20 protein-coding genes are annotated in these 17,757 nt (G+C 54.3%); 2 read left to right on the plus strand and 18 right to left on the minus strand.

Annotated features, from left to right (window positions below; all coding sequences use genetic code 11):
- Positions 1 to 16 precede the first annotated feature (16 nt).
- The 11 genes from parM to N5C09_RS15430 form a co-directional block, all read right to left on the minus strand.
- On the minus strand, positions 17 to 1,051 hold the full coding sequence (gene parM, locus N5C09_RS15380) for a plasmid segregation protein ParM domain-containing protein (RefSeq protein WP_107535648.1): 1,035 nt from the start codon (positions 1,049 to 1,051) through the stop codon (positions 17 to 19).
- Between the two features lie 61 nt (positions 1,052 to 1,112).
- The gene (locus tag N5C09_RS15385; protein ID WP_279749350.1) at positions 1,113 to 1,886 is read right to left on the minus strand and encodes a C40 family peptidase; all 774 of its coding nucleotides are present in this window, start codon (positions 1,884 to 1,886) and stop codon (positions 1,113 to 1,115) included.
- Positions 1,887 to 1,902: 16 nt separating this feature from the next.
- The gene (lafU, locus tag N5C09_RS15390) at positions 1,903 to 2,871 is read right to left on the minus strand and encodes a putative lateral flagellar export/assembly protein LafU (RefSeq protein ID WP_107534607.1); all 969 of its coding nucleotides are present in this window, start codon (positions 2,869 to 2,871) and stop codon (positions 1,903 to 1,905) included.
- Positions 2,871 to 3,734, minus strand: coding sequence for a flagellar motor stator protein MotA (gene motA, locus N5C09_RS15395; RefSeq protein ID WP_063450798.1), 864 nt, complete (start codon positions 3,732 to 3,734; stop codon positions 2,871 to 2,873). The genes lafU and motA overlap by 1 nt, the downstream gene beginning before the upstream one ends.
- Positions 3,735 to 3,741: 7 nt before the next feature.
- Positions 3,742 to 4,443, minus strand: a complete 702-nt coding sequence (locus N5C09_RS15400) for a FliA/WhiG family RNA polymerase sigma factor (protein ID WP_173937196.1) — start codon at positions 4,441 to 4,443, stop codon at positions 3,742 to 3,744.
- Between the two features lie 13 nt (positions 4,444 to 4,456).
- Positions 4,457 to 4,927 (minus strand): flagellar basal body-associated FliL family protein, encoded by a 471-nt coding sequence (locus tag N5C09_RS15405; protein WP_063450800.1) that lies wholly within the window; start codon positions 4,925 to 4,927, stop codon positions 4,457 to 4,459.
- 13 nt (positions 4,928 to 4,940) lie between these two features.
- Positions 4,941 to 6,050, minus strand: coding sequence for a flagellar hook-length control protein FliK (locus N5C09_RS15410; RefSeq protein ID WP_279749351.1), 1,110 nt, complete (start codon positions 6,048 to 6,050; stop codon positions 4,941 to 4,943).
- Entirely contained in the window at positions 6,050 to 6,352 is a 303-nt protein-coding gene (locus N5C09_RS15415; protein WP_279749352.1) for a hypothetical protein, read from the minus strand. Before N5C09_RS15415 ends, N5C09_RS15410 begins: the two co-directional genes overlap by 1 nt.
- Complete coding sequence (gene fliS, locus N5C09_RS15420) at positions 6,349 to 6,741, minus strand: flagellar export chaperone FliS (protein ID WP_063450802.1); 393 nt, start codon at positions 6,739 to 6,741, stop codon at positions 6,349 to 6,351. The genes N5C09_RS15415 and fliS overlap by 4 nt, the downstream gene beginning before the upstream one ends.
- Before the next feature lie 21 nt (positions 6,742 to 6,762).
- Positions 6,763 to 8,085: a flagellar filament capping protein FliD gene (gene fliD / locus N5C09_RS15425; protein ID WP_279749353.1), complete on the minus strand. Its 1,323-nt coding sequence runs from the start codon at positions 8,083 to 8,085 to the stop codon at positions 6,763 to 6,765.
- Between the two features lie 200 nt (positions 8,086 to 8,285).
- Positions 8,286 to 9,224: a flagellin gene (locus tag N5C09_RS15430; protein ID WP_107534602.1), complete on the minus strand. Its 939-nt coding sequence runs from the start codon at positions 9,222 to 9,224 to the stop codon at positions 8,286 to 8,288.
- Positions 9,225 to 10,063: 839 nt separating this feature from the next.
- On the opposite strand from N5C09_RS15430, the gene N5C09_RS15435 reads away from it, so the two are divergent.
- Both N5C09_RS15435 and N5C09_RS15440 read left to right on the plus strand, forming a co-directional pair.
- A complete protein-coding gene (locus tag N5C09_RS15435; RefSeq protein ID WP_279749354.1) occupies positions 10,064 to 10,993 on the plus strand; it encodes a transcriptional regulator in 930 nt (309 codons plus the stop codon).
- The gene (locus N5C09_RS15440) at positions 10,965 to 11,438 is read left to right on the plus strand and encodes a hypothetical protein (RefSeq protein ID WP_063450806.1); all 474 of its coding nucleotides are present in this window, start codon (positions 10,965 to 10,967) and stop codon (positions 11,436 to 11,438) included. Before N5C09_RS15435 ends, N5C09_RS15440 begins: the two co-directional genes overlap by 29 nt.
- Before the next feature lie 12 nt (positions 11,439 to 11,450).
- Here N5C09_RS15440 and N5C09_RS15445 read toward each other — a convergent pair whose 3' ends face one another.
- The 7 genes from N5C09_RS15445 to flgG are packed head-to-tail and all read right to left on the minus strand — an operon-like array spanning position 11,451 to position 17,748.
- Positions 11,451 to 12,461: a hypothetical protein gene (locus tag N5C09_RS15445; protein ID WP_107534600.1), complete on the minus strand. Its 1,011-nt coding sequence runs from the start codon at positions 12,459 to 12,461 to the stop codon at positions 11,451 to 11,453.
- 6 nt (positions 12,462 to 12,467) lie between these two features.
- Positions 12,468 to 13,385 carry a flagellar hook-associated protein FlgL gene (flgL, locus tag N5C09_RS15450; RefSeq protein WP_279749355.1) on the minus strand — a complete coding sequence of 306 codons (918 nt, stop codon included), beginning with the start codon at positions 13,383 to 13,385 and terminating at the stop codon, positions 12,468 to 12,470.
- Positions 13,386 to 13,407: 22 nt separating this feature from the next.
- Positions 13,408 to 14,775: a flagellar hook-associated protein FlgK gene (gene flgK, locus N5C09_RS15455; RefSeq protein WP_279749357.1), complete on the minus strand. Its 1,368-nt coding sequence runs from the start codon at positions 14,773 to 14,775 to the stop codon at positions 13,408 to 13,410.
- Complete coding sequence (locus N5C09_RS15460) at positions 14,762 to 15,169, minus strand: rod-binding protein (protein WP_063450809.1); 408 nt, start codon at positions 15,167 to 15,169, stop codon at positions 14,762 to 14,764. Before N5C09_RS15460 ends, flgK begins: the two co-directional genes overlap by 14 nt.
- On the minus strand, positions 15,169 to 16,260 hold the full coding sequence (locus N5C09_RS15465) for a flagellar basal body P-ring protein FlgI (protein ID WP_063450810.1): 1,092 nt from the start codon (positions 16,258 to 16,260) through the stop codon (positions 15,169 to 15,171). Before N5C09_RS15465 ends, N5C09_RS15460 begins: the two co-directional genes overlap by 1 nt.
- A gap of 11 nt (positions 16,261 to 16,271) precedes the next feature.
- The gene (flgH, locus tag N5C09_RS15470) at positions 16,272 to 16,937 is read right to left on the minus strand and encodes a flagellar basal body L-ring protein FlgH (protein WP_063450811.1); all 666 of its coding nucleotides are present in this window, start codon (positions 16,935 to 16,937) and stop codon (positions 16,272 to 16,274) included.
- 25 nt (positions 16,938 to 16,962) lie between these two features.
- Positions 16,963 to 17,748 carry a flagellar basal-body rod protein FlgG gene (flgG, locus tag N5C09_RS15475; protein WP_063450812.1) on the minus strand — a complete coding sequence of 262 codons (786 nt, stop codon included), beginning with the start codon at positions 17,746 to 17,748 and terminating at the stop codon, positions 16,963 to 16,965.
- Between the last annotated feature and the right edge of the window lie 9 nt (positions 17,749 to 17,757).

Genomic DNA, 17,757 nt, shown 5'->3' on the forward strand with positions numbered 1-17,757 from the left:
CCGCCGAATTGGCCCGTTACTCATCGTCACCCACCTCTGCCATATGCGGCAGGGCGACCTCCTCTACCTCCGAATCGGCATGATAGAGGCAAATTTCCCGCGACAGTGCGCTCTGAGGGTTATCGATGGCGATCACGCGATCCCCCAGCGTGGCATAGGTTTCACGAACGGCCTTTTCAACCAGATGTGCGCCCCCGCCAACCAGATAAACGCGATTCGGGTTTTTGGAGAACTTCTTCGCTTCGTAAGCCACCTGATCCCCCAGCTCCTGAATTTTGATTTCAATTCGTTCCAGGATATCTGTAATGCGAGATTCATCGTTAATGACGCTTTTCACGAAATCCATATCATGGCGACGTTTGATGAGCTCGTTAGCAACAAGGTAGCTGGAGTCGCTATCGGCAGCGGCTAACAGCTTACGCGTCGCGTCAGTCACCATGGCCACGCCAATTTCGTTGTTACCGTAGATCGCAGAAACATCATCAAACTCACCAACAATAACGCCCATATCCAGCGTGGTGCCGCCGCAGTCAATCACCAGTGATTTGGTGAATTCATTGACCCGTGAGTTAAGCAGGTGAGAAAGCGCCGCAGGTAAACTTTCCGGCATCACCTGAACATCGACGATGCGGAATAATTCGCCTTTATTCAGCGAGATATCCCGCATCAGATTGCGCCGTTTTGCGTCAATGCGGCTTTCGTTGCGCTGGCAGTCATCTGGGTTGTAGTACTGCGTGATCGGCAAAGTCACGATGATTTCAACCTCGCATGGGGCAATTCCCGTTTGCAGCAGGGCGTGGTGAACGGCCAACAGGTTGAGATCGTCATACTGATAGTCGATGTGCGTGGTCGAAAGCGCCTTGTCGGAGGTCGCGTCGTACGTATATTTCGTCGTCCCAATGGTGTAGTTGTAAACCGACTGTCCACGCAGTAGCGCAGCGCTTTTCCAGTCTTTGCGGAAGGAGTTTGGTGATACCACCGTTTTCAGAATGCCGTCCTGGATCCAGCTGATTTTGACGTTAGTGGAGCCATCATCAATGGCGAATTTCATACGTTTTGCAGTCATTATTAAAGTCTCATTTCAGGTATGTAAGAAGGCTTTCTGCACGGCCTTACAGGACGCGTCGTGCACCTAAATAACGTTTTTGCCAGAAGTCATCGGTGAGTTGGCTAATACGGATAGTGAGCCCGGTTCGCGGGGCTTCGATAAACTGCCCCTCGCCGAGATAAACGCCAACGTGATCGGCTCCAGGCCGCTGGTTGATATTGAAAAAGACCAGATCGCCCTTCTTCAGGTGTGGCTGTCGCACCGGCTTTAAGCGGTTGTCCTTGAACATGCTGTTCGCCGTACGCGGCAGCTTTTGCTCCAGAACATGGTTGAAGGCGTAAAATACCAGGCCACTACAGTCGAAACCTTCGTGCGGGCTTGCCCCGCCCCACTGATAGGGTTTTCCAAGCTGGCTTTCCAGACGGTGAATAACGGTGCGTAACTTCGTCTGGCTCTCTCTCATGCGGCGCGGATCCCGCGCCTTTTTCATTATTTTTTCTGAGCTACCGAGCGCACCGGGCGACCAGCGTACGTGCATAGCCAACGTCTTTCGGTTGCTCGCTCGCTCCACCCGTTTCCTCTCACGCTCGCGGGCCATCTGTCCGGGCGTGGGCGGCAGCCGGTTTTCGCGCTTTTTCGCTTCTGCAAAAAGCCGGTCACGGTTTGCCTTACGCTTCTGAGCCTCGGCGGAAACTGGCGATGCGGATAACGTCAGCGGCTGCGCCTCAACCGGGGATATCGAACCAACCAGAGTGACCATCAGGAAGAAAAAGCGCACCAGACGGACGCAATCAGTCCGTTCAGGTACGAAAGTGAGGAAGCGAGGAAAACGTTTCACAGCGATAGTCTGGACGTTACTGACGATGGTTAAGCTTATCTGCCAATGGCTTAATGACTTTCTCGCCCTGGTGTCCGAAGAACTGATACAGCGAATCGCTGGCCGAATGGGTCAGCACCATGATCTCAATTCGTCGGTTCTCGGAACTCAGGGGGTTGTCCGGGTCCAGCAGCACCTGGTCAGCCATGCCGCTTACCTGCAATACTTTTTCCGGATCAAGGCCGCCGCGCGTCAGCACGGCACGGGCCTGCATCGCACGTTCGCCAGAGAGCGCCCAGTTGTTGTACAGCTCCTGATCGCGAAAACGGGTTGCATCGGTATGGCCTGTGATCACAATCTTGTTTTCAATTTTGTTAAGCTCAGGCGCAAACTCGGTCAGCAGACGTTTGAAAAAAGGCGTCAGAATGGCGCTGCTGCGCTGGAACATTTCGCGTTTACGATCGTCGGTTATCAGGATACGTAACCCCTGAGGCACCACTTCCATCTTGAGGTTCGCCTGCGCGTTATAGGCGGAGGTGATCTTCATGATAACGCGCGCCAACTCCTCAATTTCGTTTTGAGAGCGCACGCTGACGTCTTCAAGCGTATCCGCATTTTTCGCCAGCGCCTCGAGTTCCTTGCGTTCCTCCGCGACGGCCGCGGCCGCGCCCTCATCCTTATCCTCGTCATCCTCATCCTCATCCTCATCGCTGCTGCCGTTATGCTGGTGAACGAGGGGGATCTGGCTGCCTCTGTTGAACTCTTCCTGGGAAATCTGAATGATGGAGCTGCCTTCAAATATCGACTCGCCGTTCAGCCGCGAGACGATCTCTTTACGTTCTTCTTCTGTTACCGCCCCCATAATCCAAAGCACCATGAATAGCGCCATCATCGCCAGGGTAAAATCGGCAAAGGCCACCTTCCACGCCCCGCCATGAAAAGCATCATGGCTTTTGCGCGACGAGCGTTTGATGATGGTGGTATGTTCTTTATTACGACCGCGCATCAAGCATCACCAGTCATCTGGTTTACCCAGCCGTCGAGTGTGGCAAAGGTGGGTTTGGTGTCCATCGGTAGCATTTTGCGGCCCGCATCCACCGCCAGCAGCGTCGGTTTACCGGCAACATGGTTGACCAGCACGGTGCGGACGCACTCCAGTACCGCAATCTGCTTTTTGGTGCGCTGCTCCATGGCGTTTGCGACAGGATCCATCAGGCAGTAGCAGAAAAACACGCCCAGGAAGGTCCCGACCAGCGCGGCGGCAACCTTCACGCCGATGACCGCAATGGAGCCGTCGATAGACTGCATGGTGATGATAATGCCAAGCACCGCGGCACAGATGCCGAAGCCGGGCATCGCTTCTGCCGTACGCTGTAGCGACCGGGACGGCTGAAGCAAGTTTTCCTCCATCGCGACCAGCTCTTGCTCAAGGATGCCTTCCAGCTCGTGCTCGTTGATCTTGCCCATCGCCATCAGGCGGAAGTTGTCAGAGATGAACGTCACCAGCGCGTTGTCGTGAAGCATGAGCGGGTACTTCTGAAACAGCGGGCTGTTCTCGGGCGATTCAATATGTTCGTCCAGTACCTTCAGGCCACCATCCTGCACCAGCTCCAGCAGTTCATATAAGAGCATGAGCAGCTGGCGCTGGTACTCATTGGTATATTCATTCTTACGCATGATGCCGCGGAACTGGCGATACATTTCCCCCATCACCGCAGGCGGGTTCGCCAGCACCATCGCCCCCAGCCCCGCGCCAAGAATGATAATGATTTCACCCGGTTGCCAGAACGCAGTGAGCTTGCCGCCAGACATAAGAAAACCGCCAACAACGCAGGCCATAATGATTAAAATACCTAAGAGTTTCTGCATACACCTTTCACTTCTGGAAAAAAGACTGAATTTTTTGGGCGATTTTTTTATTGAGCTGACAGACCCTGGCTTCCGTTAAATCAAGGACCAAAGCGATCTCTTTAAGGCTCATTTCATGCTGGTAATAAAGCGTCAGGATCAGCTGTTCGCGTTCATCCAGCGCCGCCAGCGCACTGCGCAGCGTCCGGCTAACGACGATTTCATCCTCCAGCTTGCGGCTATCCAGCGCGCTGGTGTGAACATCATCGCCTAACAGCTCATCCAGGCTCTCTATGGTTTTGGCGCAATCCAGCAACAGGTACTCCTGGTACTCTTCCGCCGAAATGGAGAGATGACGTTTGATATCCTCAAACGTGGGCGTACGCCCGAGTTGACGCGTCACGTCGCGGATATCGTCATTGAGTTTGTGCGTCTTTTGCCGCAGGCGCCGCGGACGCCAGTCAAGCGAGCGGAGTTCATCCAGTATCGCGCCGCGAATACGCTGTGCCGCATAGGCAGCAAATTGCTCGTCCGGATGACCATAGCGACGCAGGGCGGTTAACAGGCCCATGAGCGCGATCTGCTCCATATCTTCCTGACCCATCACGCTGCTGGTCTGGTACGACAGCTGTTTCACAATCTTTTTGACCAGCGGCAAATAGGCGCTGAGATAGCGCCCTTCATCCGCAGGGGTCAGCGTTTCGTTCGCGACAAAATCCATCATTTGCATTGCGGTGCCGCTTTCACTGGAAGACCATTTTGCTGATGATGACGTCATCGAAAGGCACGCTCATCTTCAGGCTCTTGAAACGGGCTGCGTAGGCGTCCTGTAGTTTTTTATGCAGTTGTTCGACGCTCATTGCGCGCACCACGTCGTAATCCAGGTCTGAGAGCAGGCTTACCGTGGCGCCGCGAACGGCAGGGATCATCTCCTGCGCTTTACGCGTACTTTCCGCATCGCTGGTCGCCAGATTGAGCTCAAGCAACAGATAGCGTTCTTTATGCCCGGTCCCTCTTAGCGTGATGACCACATTTTTGATCTCCACAAACTCAACGGCGCCTTTCTCAGGGCTGGAAAACATCCCGGACAGGAAGCTCTTACCCGTGGTTTCATCCAGACGAAGCAGATGCGTGCCGACCACCGTCATACCGGCGGCCAGCATGGCGGTCACGAGGGCGATGATAATGCCGAAAGAAAGCGTTTTTGCATTCATAGTGTTCTGTGCCTTATACCGTCAGAAGGACCGAGTTATCGCGGCGAGCGTCGTCGCCGTTCGGGGAATGAGCAGCAATCTCTGCACCTGCCAGAATGGCGTCCTGCTGCCCGTTAAATGGATGTCCTCTTCCCTGCTGTTGTCCTCCGGACTGGGAAGAGACCTGGACGTTAACCTGGACAAAGTTTTGCTCTGTCAGGCTCTGCCGAAGTTCATTGCTTGTCTGCTGTAAGGCACGATAAACCTCGGCATGACTGGCGTTGATTTGTACCTGTACACGTCCGCTATCGATTTGCATCGCGATGTCGATTTTGCCCATATCCGGGGGATCGAGACGGATAGTGGCATGTTGAATTTGCTGCTTAACCTGTACCTGAAGGCGCTCTCCCAGCGCGCTTTGAAGTTGCTCGCTCCAGCGTGAAGGTTCAGGATCCATCTTCAGCGTCGTCGCGGGCAGGGATGGCGTGGAGGTCACAGCCGCGCCGACGGACGGTGCCGGAGAGGGTGATGCTGACGCTGGCGTTGACGTTGCTACCGGCATCACCTGCGTCAGGTCAGCAGCTGCCGGTTGCGAAACGACGTGTGCAGCAGTGGCGGCTGGCACAGCGTCCACGCCTGCCGACCGCGGTGCGGGCTGCGTTAGCGGTGTTAGCGGTTGCTGCGTCGGTGCTGAGGCAAGCGGAACGCTTTGTGAAGCCAGTGACGTATGCTGGACCGACAGCGCGCGCGCGGCGTCACTCTTTGGCTTTAATTCCAGCGTCAACGCAGGCGGCGTCGCGCTTACCGCCAGCCCAACAGGGCTATCGGTGAAGGTCGGCGAAGCGGCTCGCCCCGACATGAGCAGCGTCTCAAGCAACTGCTGACGCGCATCATCCTTTAGCAGTGACTCGGCAGAGGGCGGAGCATCCTCCTCGGACAAGAGGGGTCGCTCTTCGCCCGGCAGCATCGGGGCAGGCGCGCCCTGTCCCGCCAGTAAGGTACCGATCACGTTGGATAACGCGTCATTAAAGTCCGCCGTCGGCTGCCCCGCCTCAGGATCCAGGACCGCCAGAGGTGCAGATTCGGCCTGCATAAGCAGGCCAGACCCGATGAAGGTGCCCTGAAAAAGATTGAGAATATCCATTAGCCCCCCTCCACGTCGCTAAACAGCGCATACGCCGTCGCGCCCTCGCGGTTACGTAACGCAAGGTCCATTTTTTCCGCCAGGATGTCGCTTTGCCCCTGGCAGTAGTCGCGCGCCTGCCGGTGCAGTTTTTTCAGGTGATCCAGCGCCTGACGCTCGTGAGACAAGAGGGGGCGATCCCCGAGCCCCGTCAGGAACTCAGCGATGCTGGCATCCACGTTCATGACGGCGGGCCAGTTATGGTTTTCCGTTGCGTCACGCAGCGCTTTTGCCAGCGTCTGGAGGGTGTGAAGCGTGCTCATTTTCCCTGGCCCATTTTTTCCCAGCCCTCCTGGATATTGCCCAGAATCACTTCTACCTCCTCAATGATTTCTATTGAGAGCTTGTGGCTGGCGTCATACAGGCGATACACGCAGAAGTCGTATAGATTCGCCAGGCTCAGCGCCAGCTCGCCCCCTTTTTCGTAATCCAGCGAACTGGTCAGCGCATTCAGAATATCGATGCACTTATTGATGCTTTGCGCCTTACGCTCAAAACGGCGGGCCGCAATATGGCTTTTGGCGCGCACAAGCTCGTCCATCAGGCCGTTGAACAGCATCAATACCAGCTGATGCGGATTCGCGGCGGCGGCCTGGAGCGCCAGATCCGATTGTTGATAAAGGCCGTATCCTTCCTGTTCGTTACCGTACATAGCAGCGAAATTCCCTCAGAATTAACTAAACAGACCCATGGTGTTGTTCATCTGCGTCATCAATGACTGCAACTGCGTAAACTGCTTCAGATAGCGGTTGTAGGCAGACTCATAGCGCGATTCCATCTTTTCGGTTTTGGTATCAATCTCGGTCTGTTCGCGATCGAGTGTCTCCTGTCGCCCTTTAAGCAGGCCGCTGGAGCTGCTGAGATATTTATCCAGCGCTTTATCCATCGTCTTGATTAAGCCGTCGTTGCCGTTGAAGAACTGGGTGAGCGTTTGCGGATCGCGTTTGAGCTGTTCTTCAAAGTCGTCAGAATCGAGCGTGAGCTTGCCGTCTTTGTCGGCGGAAATACCGAATTTGGTCATGTTTTGCATGCCGTATGTGCCGCGCAGCAGCCCGCTCAGCTCGCTGGTCAGAGACGTGATGCTGGCGTCGCCCGCAAAGGCGCCGCGCGAACTGCCGCTGGTAGACGTCAGTTCGGAAATGGTGCTTTGTAGCGTGTTAAAGGCATCGATAAAGGTCTGGACCTGCGTTTTGGTCTCAGCGGTATCCGTATCGATGGTGATAATCAGTGGCTTATTGTTTTCGGTTGTACTGGTGAGCTTGATGGAGACCCCGTCAACCAGATCGTCCAGCGTGTTGGAGCTGCTGGTGTATTCCGTAGGCGAATCGCCCAGAGTGAATTTGGCGTCCCGGCCACTGGTGATGATCTCTTCGTTATCAAAAATGTCCTGCCCGCTGGTCATGCCGCTGGTATCCAGCTGGATATCGTATTTGGAACCGCTCTGATCGCTATTGAGAATCAGTGAGACCTTGCCATCGATGCGCATCAGCGAGGCGGTGACGCCGTTTTGCCCTTCGGCGCTGGTCGTTGAGTTAGACGCGCTTGGAAAATCCGTGCCGTTAATCGCATCGGCGAGATCGCCGAGGTTTTCGAGATCGTCCATCTCAATCTCAATGCTTTCGCCATTAAGATTGATTTTCAGCGTACCGGTCGCGTTCTTGACGGCCTCATCGTCCAGCCCACCGTAGCTTTTCTGCTGGGCGGTCGCTAACTGGTTAACGTTGATGCTGTATGTCCCTTTACGCGCGCTGGCGTCGGCGGTGACGGTCGCAATCCCTTCCTGGTTCAGCGTGGCGGAATTTTTGAGCACGCTGGCGCTACTGGAGTTCAGGGCGGTAATCGCACTGCGGAAGGTCGTCATCGCCGAGCGTAGTGATGAGAGCGCTTCTTTCTGCGCCTCCAGCGTTTTGGTCTTGGTCGTTATTGAGTTCTGGAGCGGAAGAATATCAAGGCTTGCCAGCTGCGAAGCGAGATAAGTGGGATCAAAATCAGACATTTTTCATTCTCCTGGCACGCAAACCGTGATTGACTTGCCAATGATTAGCAATTAGCGTGCCAACTTTTTAATCGTTTAAAATCAATTAATTATAAAAAACCAGGAATACGCTTTTCCGCTTTGAAGACGAAGCCGGCTGGTAAGCGGATACAAAAACACCGCCATACAGCGGTGTTTTAACTGCGTTAATGTGGGATGAATTAGCCCAGCAGAGAGACCACCATGCTGGACATGCTGTTGGACTGTTTCAGCATGGACATACTGGTCTGCGACAGCAGCTGGTTACGCGTCATGGAGGAAGCTTCCGTTGCGTAGTTCGCATCACGGACGTTACTTAATGCCAAATCCGTATTGTCCTGCATGTTTGCGAGGTTCGAAGCCGCATAGCTAAGACGGTTGATACTTGCACCCATTTTGGAGCGGACGCTGCCCACATCATCAAGGGTTTTCTCCAGGTCTTCCATCAACGCTTTCGCGCCCGCAGCATCTTTAATTTCAATTGAGCTGGTAGATGCACCGCTCGCACCGCTCGCGGAGATCGTGTATCCAGACCCGTTGAGGCCATTGAAATTGCCGCTGCCGTCAATCAGGCCGGTGCTCGCACCGCTCGCACCACTCGCACCGCCTGCACCGCCCAGCTCAGCGCTCAGATCGACCTTCATGGTTTCATCGGCGGAAGAACCGATCTGGAAGCTTAACTCTTTACCGAACTTACCGGAGGCGCCGAACAGCTTCTCACCCGCGTAAGAGGTATTTTTCATAATGTTGCCCAGCTCGGCGTTCAGGTCGTTCAGCTCGGTGTTGATGGCATCACGGTCTTTCTGGGTGTTCGTGTCGTTCGCCGCCTGGGTTGCGAGGTCCTTCATGCGGTACATGATGTTGCTTACTTCATCAAAAGCCCCTTCCGCGGTCTGCATCATCGCAGTGGAGTCAGCAATGTTACGCTGAGCAACGGTCATACCGTTGGACTGGCCCTGCAAGCGGGTAGCAATTTGCAGACCTGCCGCATCGTCCGCCGCGGAGTTGATGCGTTTACCGGTGCCCAGACGCTCCATAGAGGTGGTCAACAGCTTGTTCGCATTGTTCATTGCATTGGTGGATGCCATGGAGGCGGCGTTGGTAAAGATAGACATTGACATATGTATATTCCCTTTGTCGTTCAGGTGGTTCAGATGTTGTATTGACTAAAGACGACACAGGTGAAATGAACATTAAATCGCTGACGTTCGTTCGAACAAAAATTAAACACAATGAAAATTAAGCGATTGTTTTATCTATATTATTTTACGAATGCTGGCGCATAAAATACCGCATGGGGAGGGAAAAATGGCAGGAATCGCCTGTCCATGCCGCTCTGACTCACGCGTTAAACTGCTTTAATTTTCTTTATCTATTTTTAGCGGCTTTTACATAATGATAATTCTATAAAAAACCTTAATTTATATAGTTCTTTTTCGCATTATTCTTTAGCGAAATTATAAGAAGGCGCAAATAAAGCGACACAACCGCGCCTAAAATTAAACGCTGAGTTTTATTTTTTAAACAATAATTATTCAACTTTGAGCCAGAACAAACACACCACAATATTAATACCATGTATTCACTCTATAACCATATTATTAACATTAGGAATATTTAATAATTTCTGTTAACGTTGTGGTTACTAATCCTAATAACCAGGTAGACTTTTCCTAAATTTGAGTTGCGTGAAGCAGTTGGATCACGTAAAAATAGGCGCGGAAAAAATTATTCCTTCCTTGTGCCCTGTATATTGGAAGAGAAAATCTTCTGTTAGCATAATTTTTACAGATCATATGGAAGCGCATAACATCCTCTGACGTGGTTCACCGCAGGTACGCGGCATTCATTAAGAATCCTAAATGGAGTTGATAGAACAATCTGTTCATAACGGATTGCGACCGGCTATTTGCCGATTTGTTACTCTTATTCCTGGAATGGTGGAATCCATAACGCATACATGAATAAACGCTATTGTTCCGTAAACAACTGGCTGATTGATGTTGCTTCAGGCTCGATTCTCCATTTAGCTAGCGGAGAACGTAAACGCCTGGGTGAATATCAACTCAAGCTACTGGATATACTGTCGCAGAACGCGGGAAAAATATTTACTCGTGAGGAGCTGACCACGCTCGTATGGGAAAGGCGCGTGATCGGTAATAACAGTTTGCCGAATGCCATTCACGCGCTGCGCACCGCGCTGGAAGATGATGGTAAAAATCAACGCATCATCAAAACCATCCCACGGCGAGGCTACCTGCTTGAAGCAGAATATTGTTGCACGGTTGAGAAAGATGAAGAGGAGGTAAGCCAACCGGAAGAGCTCCTCGACGGGCAGGAGGAAAGTGCGGCCGGGCAGCGTGCTCTGCTCCCTGTGGCGCAGGAAGCCAATGAGGATAAGGTACCGAATGAGACGCTGCTGCGGGTCATTGAACCTAAAAAGGGTCATCGCCGTCTGTTCTCATTTATGCTGGTCATTCTGTTCACAGCCTGTATCACGCTTTTGGTTAGCGGGTATTTTTCTGGCAGCTTTGGCGAGCGTCTGAATGCACGTGAACTTCACCAGGGCATCTATAGCAACATTCGGATCTATTCCGTGGAGTCCAGGGTTGAGCCAGCCTATATGGCGGCCAACCTCTACAACAAGCTTAAGGATTCGCTGTATACCCTCAATCAGCAGATAAAAATGAAATCAGCCACGATGGAGGTCTTTTTTTACGGCAATACCCCCACGCTAAATTACAGCTTCGTGCTCACGAACGGGTGCGATCAAAAACAGCTGGCGATGGTCATTTACCACTGGCGTGTCGATCCCGTAAGGCTGAACGATCTGATCCTGCGCGAAACCAGGAGAAAGTTGAATGAAATGGCAACATGCAAAACGAATTAACTATCTGATTATCTCAATAACGTCTCTGTTGGTGCTGATCGTGTTGGCATTCAAGCTGCTTATGCCCAATTCGCCCGCCGGGAACCGTGACGTGTCGGCTAACTTTGACCTGGGCATGTATGATCTGATGTCTCAGAGTAAGGAGGTCTACAACGTCAATTTGCAGACGACCCGTAATGTGCTGCTGATGAGCATCACCAGCCCGGACGATAACCGTATCATGATGAAAGGTAAGCTGACGCCGACGAAGGAGATTCATGGCCGAATCTACTTCACAATGACGCCCATCTTCTATGGCGCACGCCAGAGCAAGCTGATGATTGATGGCCTTGCCGATCAGTTAATGAATTCAGGTTACTACTGGATGGAGTCGGTATCAGCCAAAGAGCGCCCCATCGTTGTGGGACAAAACGGAGCGATATTCCTTCATCCGCTCCCCCGGTAAGCGGGCCCCCGCTTACCGTTGTCCCAGCAAATTTTTTACCGTTGCCAAATGCACGTTAGCCTGTGCGCCCAAAGCCTGCGACAGCACGCCATAGCTGTTGCGGGCCAGCACCTCACCCAGATGACGCGATGCCTCAAGCGCCTGTCGGGTATCGTACGCCGTCGCCATTTCACCGATTCGCGAGCTGACGCGCTCCTGATGGTGCCGCAGCTTGCTGCGCTGGGTCGTGACGTGATCCAGGCTGTGCTGGAGCTTCATTTGCCCTTCTCGCTCGCGTCGCGCAGCAATATCAAGAAGTTCGTCACTGCTTGCGCTTTCCGCCTGGGGCGCCAGCAGCGTGAAGGCATCCGCCGGATAGTGGTGATTTTCGCCGCGAACGCTAAGCTGCTGACTCACCCGCTCCCAGCGGCTTTCATCCACGCTAAATAATAGTTGCCCACCTTGCGTTTGAGAGGCGTGGATCCCCAGACGCCCCAGCCCGACGTTCAGTTTCGTCAGCGTCTGACGCGGCGTCGCCTCTTCCGGCAGCGCTATTGCAACCATCTCCCTTTGGCGCCCCCCGAGCGAAAAGACAAGCGTTTCGCCAGCCGGGTCGCTCAGGAGTTTTTCGCTCCCCGGCAGCGTGAATTCCACCGTGCTTTTTTGCTCAAGCGAAGCCCGTAGCTGGCGATCGACCGTTCCGCCAGAGAGCTGCGTTCGCCGCGAAAGATGTTTTTGCAGCGCCGCAGCCTGCGCGCCGCTATCACCGCCACGGGCGACCGACTGGCGAAGCTTAAGCAGCTGCGCTTCGGTCTGGGCCAGATAGCTATCGGCCTGCTGAACGGAAGTGATCTGCTGGTTAAGCTGTACGTTATAGCGCATAGGCCGACGCGAGAGCAGCGCAGATTCAGGAAATGTGCTTCGGGACGGCGCCACGGTAGCGGGCAGAACGCGGCTAACCGTCTGCGGTGCATCAATATTACCTCGCCCGGCCGTCGCCGGGGAGGAGGTCGTAATGGAGGCGTTTTTTAAACTTACCTGCATAATAATTTACAACAAACTGAAGAGGTTAAGCTGGCTCACCTTGCTATAAGCCTGACTGGAGATCTGCATTGATATGGTATACAGCTGCAAGTTAATGGTGGCCGTCGCAGGATCTGCGCTGCCCAACTCATTCTGTACCAGCTCATTGGAGAGGCTGACGTCGGTATGCGCGTCGTCAATTAACGTCAGGCGGTTCTGGCGGCCCCCAAGATCGGTCAACAGCGATCCAAGGTTATCGCTGGTCGACTGCACCATGTCTATCATGGCTGTCACCTCGTCCTGGTAGTCGGCATAACTGGCGTTAGGATCCTGCATCTTTAGGCTCAGCGCTTTCAGATTGTTAAGCATCTCAAGGTCGTTACCGCTGCTGGAGAATGCACCAGCAACGTTTGTGTTTTCAGTGATGCTTACGCCGTTAGCAACCTGCGTTTCCCGCGTGCCGTCGTTTCCTCCATACACATACTCGCCCAGCGTTTCGTCCCAGGTCACTGCTTGCTGATCGGTCTTCGTCCCGGAAAAGAGATAGCTTCCACTCTCATTTTTGCTGTTTAACGTGGCCACCAGCGAATCGAGCATGGACTCCAGCTCGATGCCATACCCGGCGATGTCTTTCTGGCTGAGTGTACTGTTGTTAGCTAGCTTAAGCCTGTCGCCAATCGCCAGCACTTCGTTACTGAGCGCCGTAATGTGTGACTCCTGCACGGAGAGTGCGCCGCTCAGGCTCGCGATGTTGCTCTGATACTGTTTAATGGCGGACTGTTCCCGGTTCAGCTGTACCAGACGGCTGGCAGCGACCGGATCGTCAGAGGGAACATTGACGCGTTTTTGCGTGGCCAGCTGTTCCATCAGCTTACCCACTTTAACCCCCGTTGTTCCCAGCTGTGCCAGCATGGCGTTAGAGTGGTAAAGACTGCTTATACGCATAGGTTAGTGCTCCTGATTGCGTTTAAAAAATGCTCAACAGTTCGTTGAAAATTTCATTTCCAGCGGAGATAACTTTCATGTTGGAGGTATAGGCCTGCATATATATCTGAAGGTTGATAGCTTCCTCATCGAGGTTTACCGCACTGACGTTGTCACGCTGAGTTTGCGCCTCGGTATTGACCGCAACCGCTGCCTCCATTTCCGTCTGGTTCTGCTTACTGGCGATACCGATGCTCGAAATAATCGCCGCCGCTCCCTCGCTCAGGCTCATATTGCCCAGGCCCGGAATAGTGGTTTTTTGGTTTTTCAGCTTGATGAGTTCATTAAGGTTATCGCCATTACCCGGCTCATCCGCTTTGCCCGAAAGCGCCAGCTCTTCCGGCTCCAGATCGTTGACTTGCAGAATGCCCGCCGGATTGGTCGGGTCGAAGGTAAACAGGGGCTTACCCGGATCGCCGTTGAGATCGTAACCCTGAGCCAGCTGATTGTTGAACAGATCCGCCAGCGACTCCGCCATCCCCAGCACCGCATCGTTCATCTGCTTCAGGGTGCCGACTTCGTATTCATAAAGCGCGCCCAGCTGGCCGCCCGTGGACGGGTCAAGGGAAAACTCGCTGCTTGAAAACGTCAGGGTCAGCGTATGATTACCCTGACTGTCAGTCCCCGCGCTCAGCTGGCCGGCAGTCTTCCCGCTGACCAGCGGCTGACCGTTGCTCAACGAAACCGTGTAGCCGCCGCTATCTTCAGTGACCTTAACGTCCGTCATGGAGCTGAGCTGCTTAACCAGTTCGTCTCGCTGGTCACGCAGCACGCTGCTGTTACCGCCAGTAGAATCCATCTCAATGATTTTCTGGTTGTAATCCGCAATGCTGCTACTGAGCGTGTTTATCTCCTGCACGACCGCATCGCGCTGGGTATTGATGGAGCTTTTCTGGCTGTTAATGAAGTCATTCACGCTGTTGAAGCGGGTCGCGAGGCTGTTCGCCTGGTTCAAAAGCTGCTGGCGTAACGCCTGCGACTCCGGCTCCTGCGTCAAGGCGCTCAGGGCGCTAACGAGATCGTCCAGGCCATTTCCCAGGCTGGTCGAATCCGTACCCAATACCTGCTCCAGCGCGCTAATGTACTGATTACCCGTGCTGTAGAAATTGGCCTTACTGTTGGTTTGCCAGACCTGATTCACCAGATACTGGTTGGAGATACGACGAATACTGTCCACCTGGACGCCGCTTCCCGCCGAAAGCCCCGTCTGTCCCATCGGGCCTATGGCGCTCTGCATAATCCCTTGTCGACTGTAGCCGGGCGTAAGATAGTTGGCGGTATTGTTAGATGTCACGGTCATGCCCAACTGGGCAGCCTGCAACCCGCTGAAGGCAATATTAATCATGCTCATGGCTTACTCCTGCCCGCTGCGTCGGTAGTGTGACGGGCGTATTAAATGCTGGCGTTTGCTCCTGTAAAGCGGCCATGTCGACCGCATTCTTAAGCGGGGAAACCGTCTGCGGAGAGAGCTGGTTAACGATCATTTGTGTCATGCCGGTACTGCGCATTGACGCCAGCTCTGCCGCAAGCCTGTCGTCATGAAAATCCCGCATCATCCGCTGCTGTTTGCTGGTGAAGGGATTATCTTCGCCCAGCACGTCCGAGGCCTTACGCATCTGCGAGAGCATCGAACGCAGCATAATGGCTTCGAATTGCTCGGCAGCCTGTTCAAGGTTTTGAGGTTTCATCTGCCCGGTAAAATCACCGGGCAAAATAGTCTGCTGTCGGTTGATTGCGCTTAACATCACATCACCACCAGTTCTGCTTCCAGGGCACCTGCTTCATGAAGCGCCTGGAGAATGGCCATCGTATCGTCCGGCGCTGCGCCCAGACTGTTGAGGGTATTAACGATGCTGCGTAAGCTCGTCCCGGCGGGAACGGTAACCATCTGGCCGTGGCCACGATTCACGCTCACGTCGCTTTGCGGTGACGCAACCGTCTGCCCCTGGCCGAACGCATTTGGCTGACTGACATTCGTCGATTCCCGAATGGTTACGGTCAGGTTGCCGTGAGCCACAGCCGCCGCACGCACGATAACCCCATCGCCGATCACCACCGTACCGGTACGGGCATTGAACACAACGCGCGGACGCTGTTTGCCCGCATTAATCTGTACATCTTCGAGGGAAGACATAAACGCGACCCGCTCTCCGGCGCCCATCGGCGCGCGTACCGCCACATTGGTGGCACTTTGCGCCGTCGCGGTTCCAGGCCCGAACGCATTGTTCAGGGCGACCGCAACGGCATTGGCGGTTTTAAAACTCGGGCGCTTAAGGTTGAGCATCACCATCGGTTCCTGATGGAAGTCGGTGGGGATCTCTCGCTCTACGGACCCCCCGTTTGGTACGCGACCCACGGTCGGGGTATTAATCGTGACGCTGGAGCCGCTATTTCCCTCGGCTTTAACCCCGCCGACCACGACGTTCCCCTGCGCCAGCGCATAGACTTCGCCGTCAGCACCGCGCAACTGGGTTAACAACAGCGTACCGCCGCGCAGGCTTTTCGCATCACCAATAGAGGAAACGGTAACGTCGATGGTCTGCCCGGGCGAATATCCCGGCGGCAGCGTCGCGCTGATCGCCACCGCCGCGACGTTTTTGACTTTAGGATCGATCTTTGTCGGTAGCTGTACGCCGAACTGACGCAGCATGTTGGTTACCGACTGACTGGTAAACTTCACCTGGTTTTTATCACCCGTGCCGTCGAGCCCTACCACGAGGCTGTACCCGATCAGCTGGTTTCCGCGCACGCCCTGAATATCCACCACGTCGCGCAGAGGCTGCGCGACGGCGGCGCCACAGATAAGACAGAGAAGTACCAAAATGCGTTGTAACATCATGGCCTCCATCAAATTGGGAACAGCGGATGATTAAAGAAGCGAACCAGCCAGCCCGCCGCATTGGCATCGCTGAGCGCGCCGCGTCCCGCATAGGAAATGCGCGCATTGGCAATACGCTGCGACGAAATGGTGTTATCGCGTTCGATATCATCGGCGCGCACCAGGCCGGTAACGCGGATATACTCATCGCCCTGGTTAAGGGTTAACCACTTCTCGCCACGCACGGCGAGGACCCCGTTTGGCAGCACCTTATACACAGCAACGGTGATGGCACCCCGCAGGCTATTCTGCTGCTGTGACGTCGCGTTACCGTTAAAGTTACGCTCACCGTCTACTGTCCCGGAAAGCGTATCGGCGGAATGGCCGAACGCTTCCGGAATGCCGAGGGAGACATCGTTTTTCTTGCCGTAATTGGTACGCGCCTGCTTGCTAGCCTGCGTGGACTCGTCCAGCTTAACGGTCAGAATGTCACCGATGCGGTAGGCGCGGCGGTCCTGAATAAGCGACCAGTTATAGTTGCTGTTATATACCCCTCCACCGCGTACCCGGGTATCAGGCATGGCAAAGTCTTCCGGCGGCGCGTACGCCGCATCGTCTTTCTGGACCAGCAGCGCGGGGCTTTCACACCCCGACAGTGCCATCATCAGCAAACCCACTGCTACCTGCTTTTTCATCTCTCTCACTTTACTTGCTCTGCCGTTACATGGACTGGGTGACAAACTTCAGCATGTCGTCTGCGGCAGAAACCATTTTGGCGTTCATTTCATAGGCACGCTGGACGGTGATCATGTCCACCATTTCCTCTACAACCTGCACGTTTGAGCCTTCGAGCGAGCCCTGCTCCAGTAGACCGAGCGCATCCTCTCCCGGCACCCCCTCAACCGCCTCACCGCTGGCGGCAGTTTCGCGATAGAGGTTGCCGCCAATCGCTTCCAGTCCGGCTGGATTAACAAAGTTCACCAGCGTCAGCTGGCCGAGCTCGACCGGTTCATCTTCCCCCGCAACCGTTGCGGTAATCGTGCCGTCCTTCGCAATCTGGATGTCGCTGGCATTTTCAGGAACTTCAATCTGCGGGATTAACGGCAGCCCCTGAGCATTCGTCAGAATGCCGTCCGGCGTTTTTTGCAGGTTGCCCGCACGCGTGTAGGCGATATCCCCATTGGCGGTTTCTACCTGGAAAAAGCCCTGACCGGAGATCGCGACGTCCAGCTTCTGGCCCGTGTTCTGAATACTTCCCACGGTAAACTCTTTCTGAGTGCCGACGATTTTGACGCCGGTCCCGAACTGGATGCCCGTGGGGGCAATATTGTTTTGGTCCAGCTGGCCGCCCGGGGTGCGCTGGTTTTGGTAAAACAGATCGGCAAACATGGCGCGTTCGCGTTTAAAGCCAGGGGTGTTCACGTTCGCCAGGTTGTTAGAGATGGTGGTCATTCTGGCGTCCTGCGCCGCTAACCCGGTTTTACTGATCCATAAAGCGGGATTCATCTTTATTCC

Origin of the sequence: Enterobacter sp. GD03975 (genome assembly GCF_029838645.1) — a bacterium.
Taxonomy (GTDB): Bacteria; Pseudomonadota; Gammaproteobacteria; order Enterobacterales; family Enterobacteriaceae; genus Enterobacter; species Enterobacter quasihormaechei.

Bases quoted from the DNA above. Each gene is read 5' to 3' on its own strand.
- N5C09_RS15465 (WP_063450810.1), bottom strand. From the start codon at position 16,260: ATGTTACAACGCATTTTGGTACTTCTCTGTCTTATCTGTGGCGCCGCC.
- flgK (WP_279749357.1), bottom strand. From the start codon at position 14,775: ATGAGCATGATTAATATTGCCTTCAGCGGGTTGCAGGCTGCCCAGTTG.
- N5C09_RS15460 (WP_063450809.1), bottom strand. From the start codon at position 15,169: ATGTTAAGCGCAATCAACCGACAGCAGACTATTTTGCCCGGTGATTTT.
- lafU (WP_107534607.1), bottom strand. From the start codon at position 2,871: ATGCGCGGTCGTAATAAAGAACATACCACCATCATCAAACGCTCGTCG.
- N5C09_RS15445 (WP_107534600.1), bottom strand. From the start codon at position 12,461: ATGCAGGTAAGTTTAAAAAACGCCTCCATTACGACCTCCTCCCCGGCG.
- N5C09_RS15440 (WP_063450806.1), top strand. From the start codon at position 10,965: ATGAAATGGCAACATGCAAAACGAATTAACTATCTGATTATCTCAATA.
- N5C09_RS15430 (WP_107534602.1), bottom strand. From the start codon at position 9,224: ATGTCAATGTCTATCTTTACCAACGCCGCCTCCATGGCATCCACCAAT.
- flgH (WP_063450811.1), bottom strand. From the start codon at position 16,937: ATGAAAAAGCAGGTAGCAGTGGGTTTGCTGATGATGGCACTGTCGGGG.
- N5C09_RS15410 (WP_279749351.1), bottom strand. From the start codon at position 6,050: ATGGATATTCTCAATCTTTTTCAGGGCACCTTCATCGGGTCTGGCCTG.
- motA (WP_063450798.1), bottom strand. From the start codon at position 3,734: ATGCAGAAACTCTTAGGTATTTTAATCATTATGGCCTGCGTTGTTGGC.
- fliS (WP_063450802.1), bottom strand. From the start codon at position 6,741: ATGTACGGTAACGAACAGGAAGGATACGGCCTTTATCAACAATCGGAT.
- parM (WP_107535648.1), bottom strand. From the start codon at position 1,051: ATGAAATTCGCCATTGATGATGGCTCCACTAACGTCAAAATCAGCTGG.
- N5C09_RS15400 (WP_173937196.1), bottom strand. From the start codon at position 4,443: ATGCAAATGATGGATTTTGTCGCGAACGAAACGCTGACCCCTGCGGAT.
- N5C09_RS15415 (WP_279749352.1), bottom strand. From the start codon at position 6,352: ATGAGCACGCTTCACACCCTCCAGACGCTGGCAAAAGCGCTGCGTGAC.
- flgG (WP_063450812.1), bottom strand. From the start codon at position 17,748: ATGAATCCCGCTTTATGGATCAGTAAAACCGGGTTAGCGGCGCAGGAC.
- N5C09_RS15435 (WP_279749354.1), top strand. From the start codon at position 10,064: ATGAATAAACGCTATTGTTCCGTAAACAACTGGCTGATTGATGTTGCT.
- fliD (WP_279749353.1), bottom strand. From the start codon at position 8,085: ATGTCTGATTTTGATCCCACTTATCTCGCTTCGCAGCTGGCAAGCCTT.
- N5C09_RS15405 (WP_063450800.1), bottom strand. From the start codon at position 4,927: ATGAATGCAAAAACGCTTTCTTTCGGCATTATCATCGCCCTCGTGACC.
- flgL (WP_279749355.1), bottom strand. From the start codon at position 13,385: ATGCGTATAAGCAGTCTTTACCACTCTAACGCCATGCTGGCACAGCTG.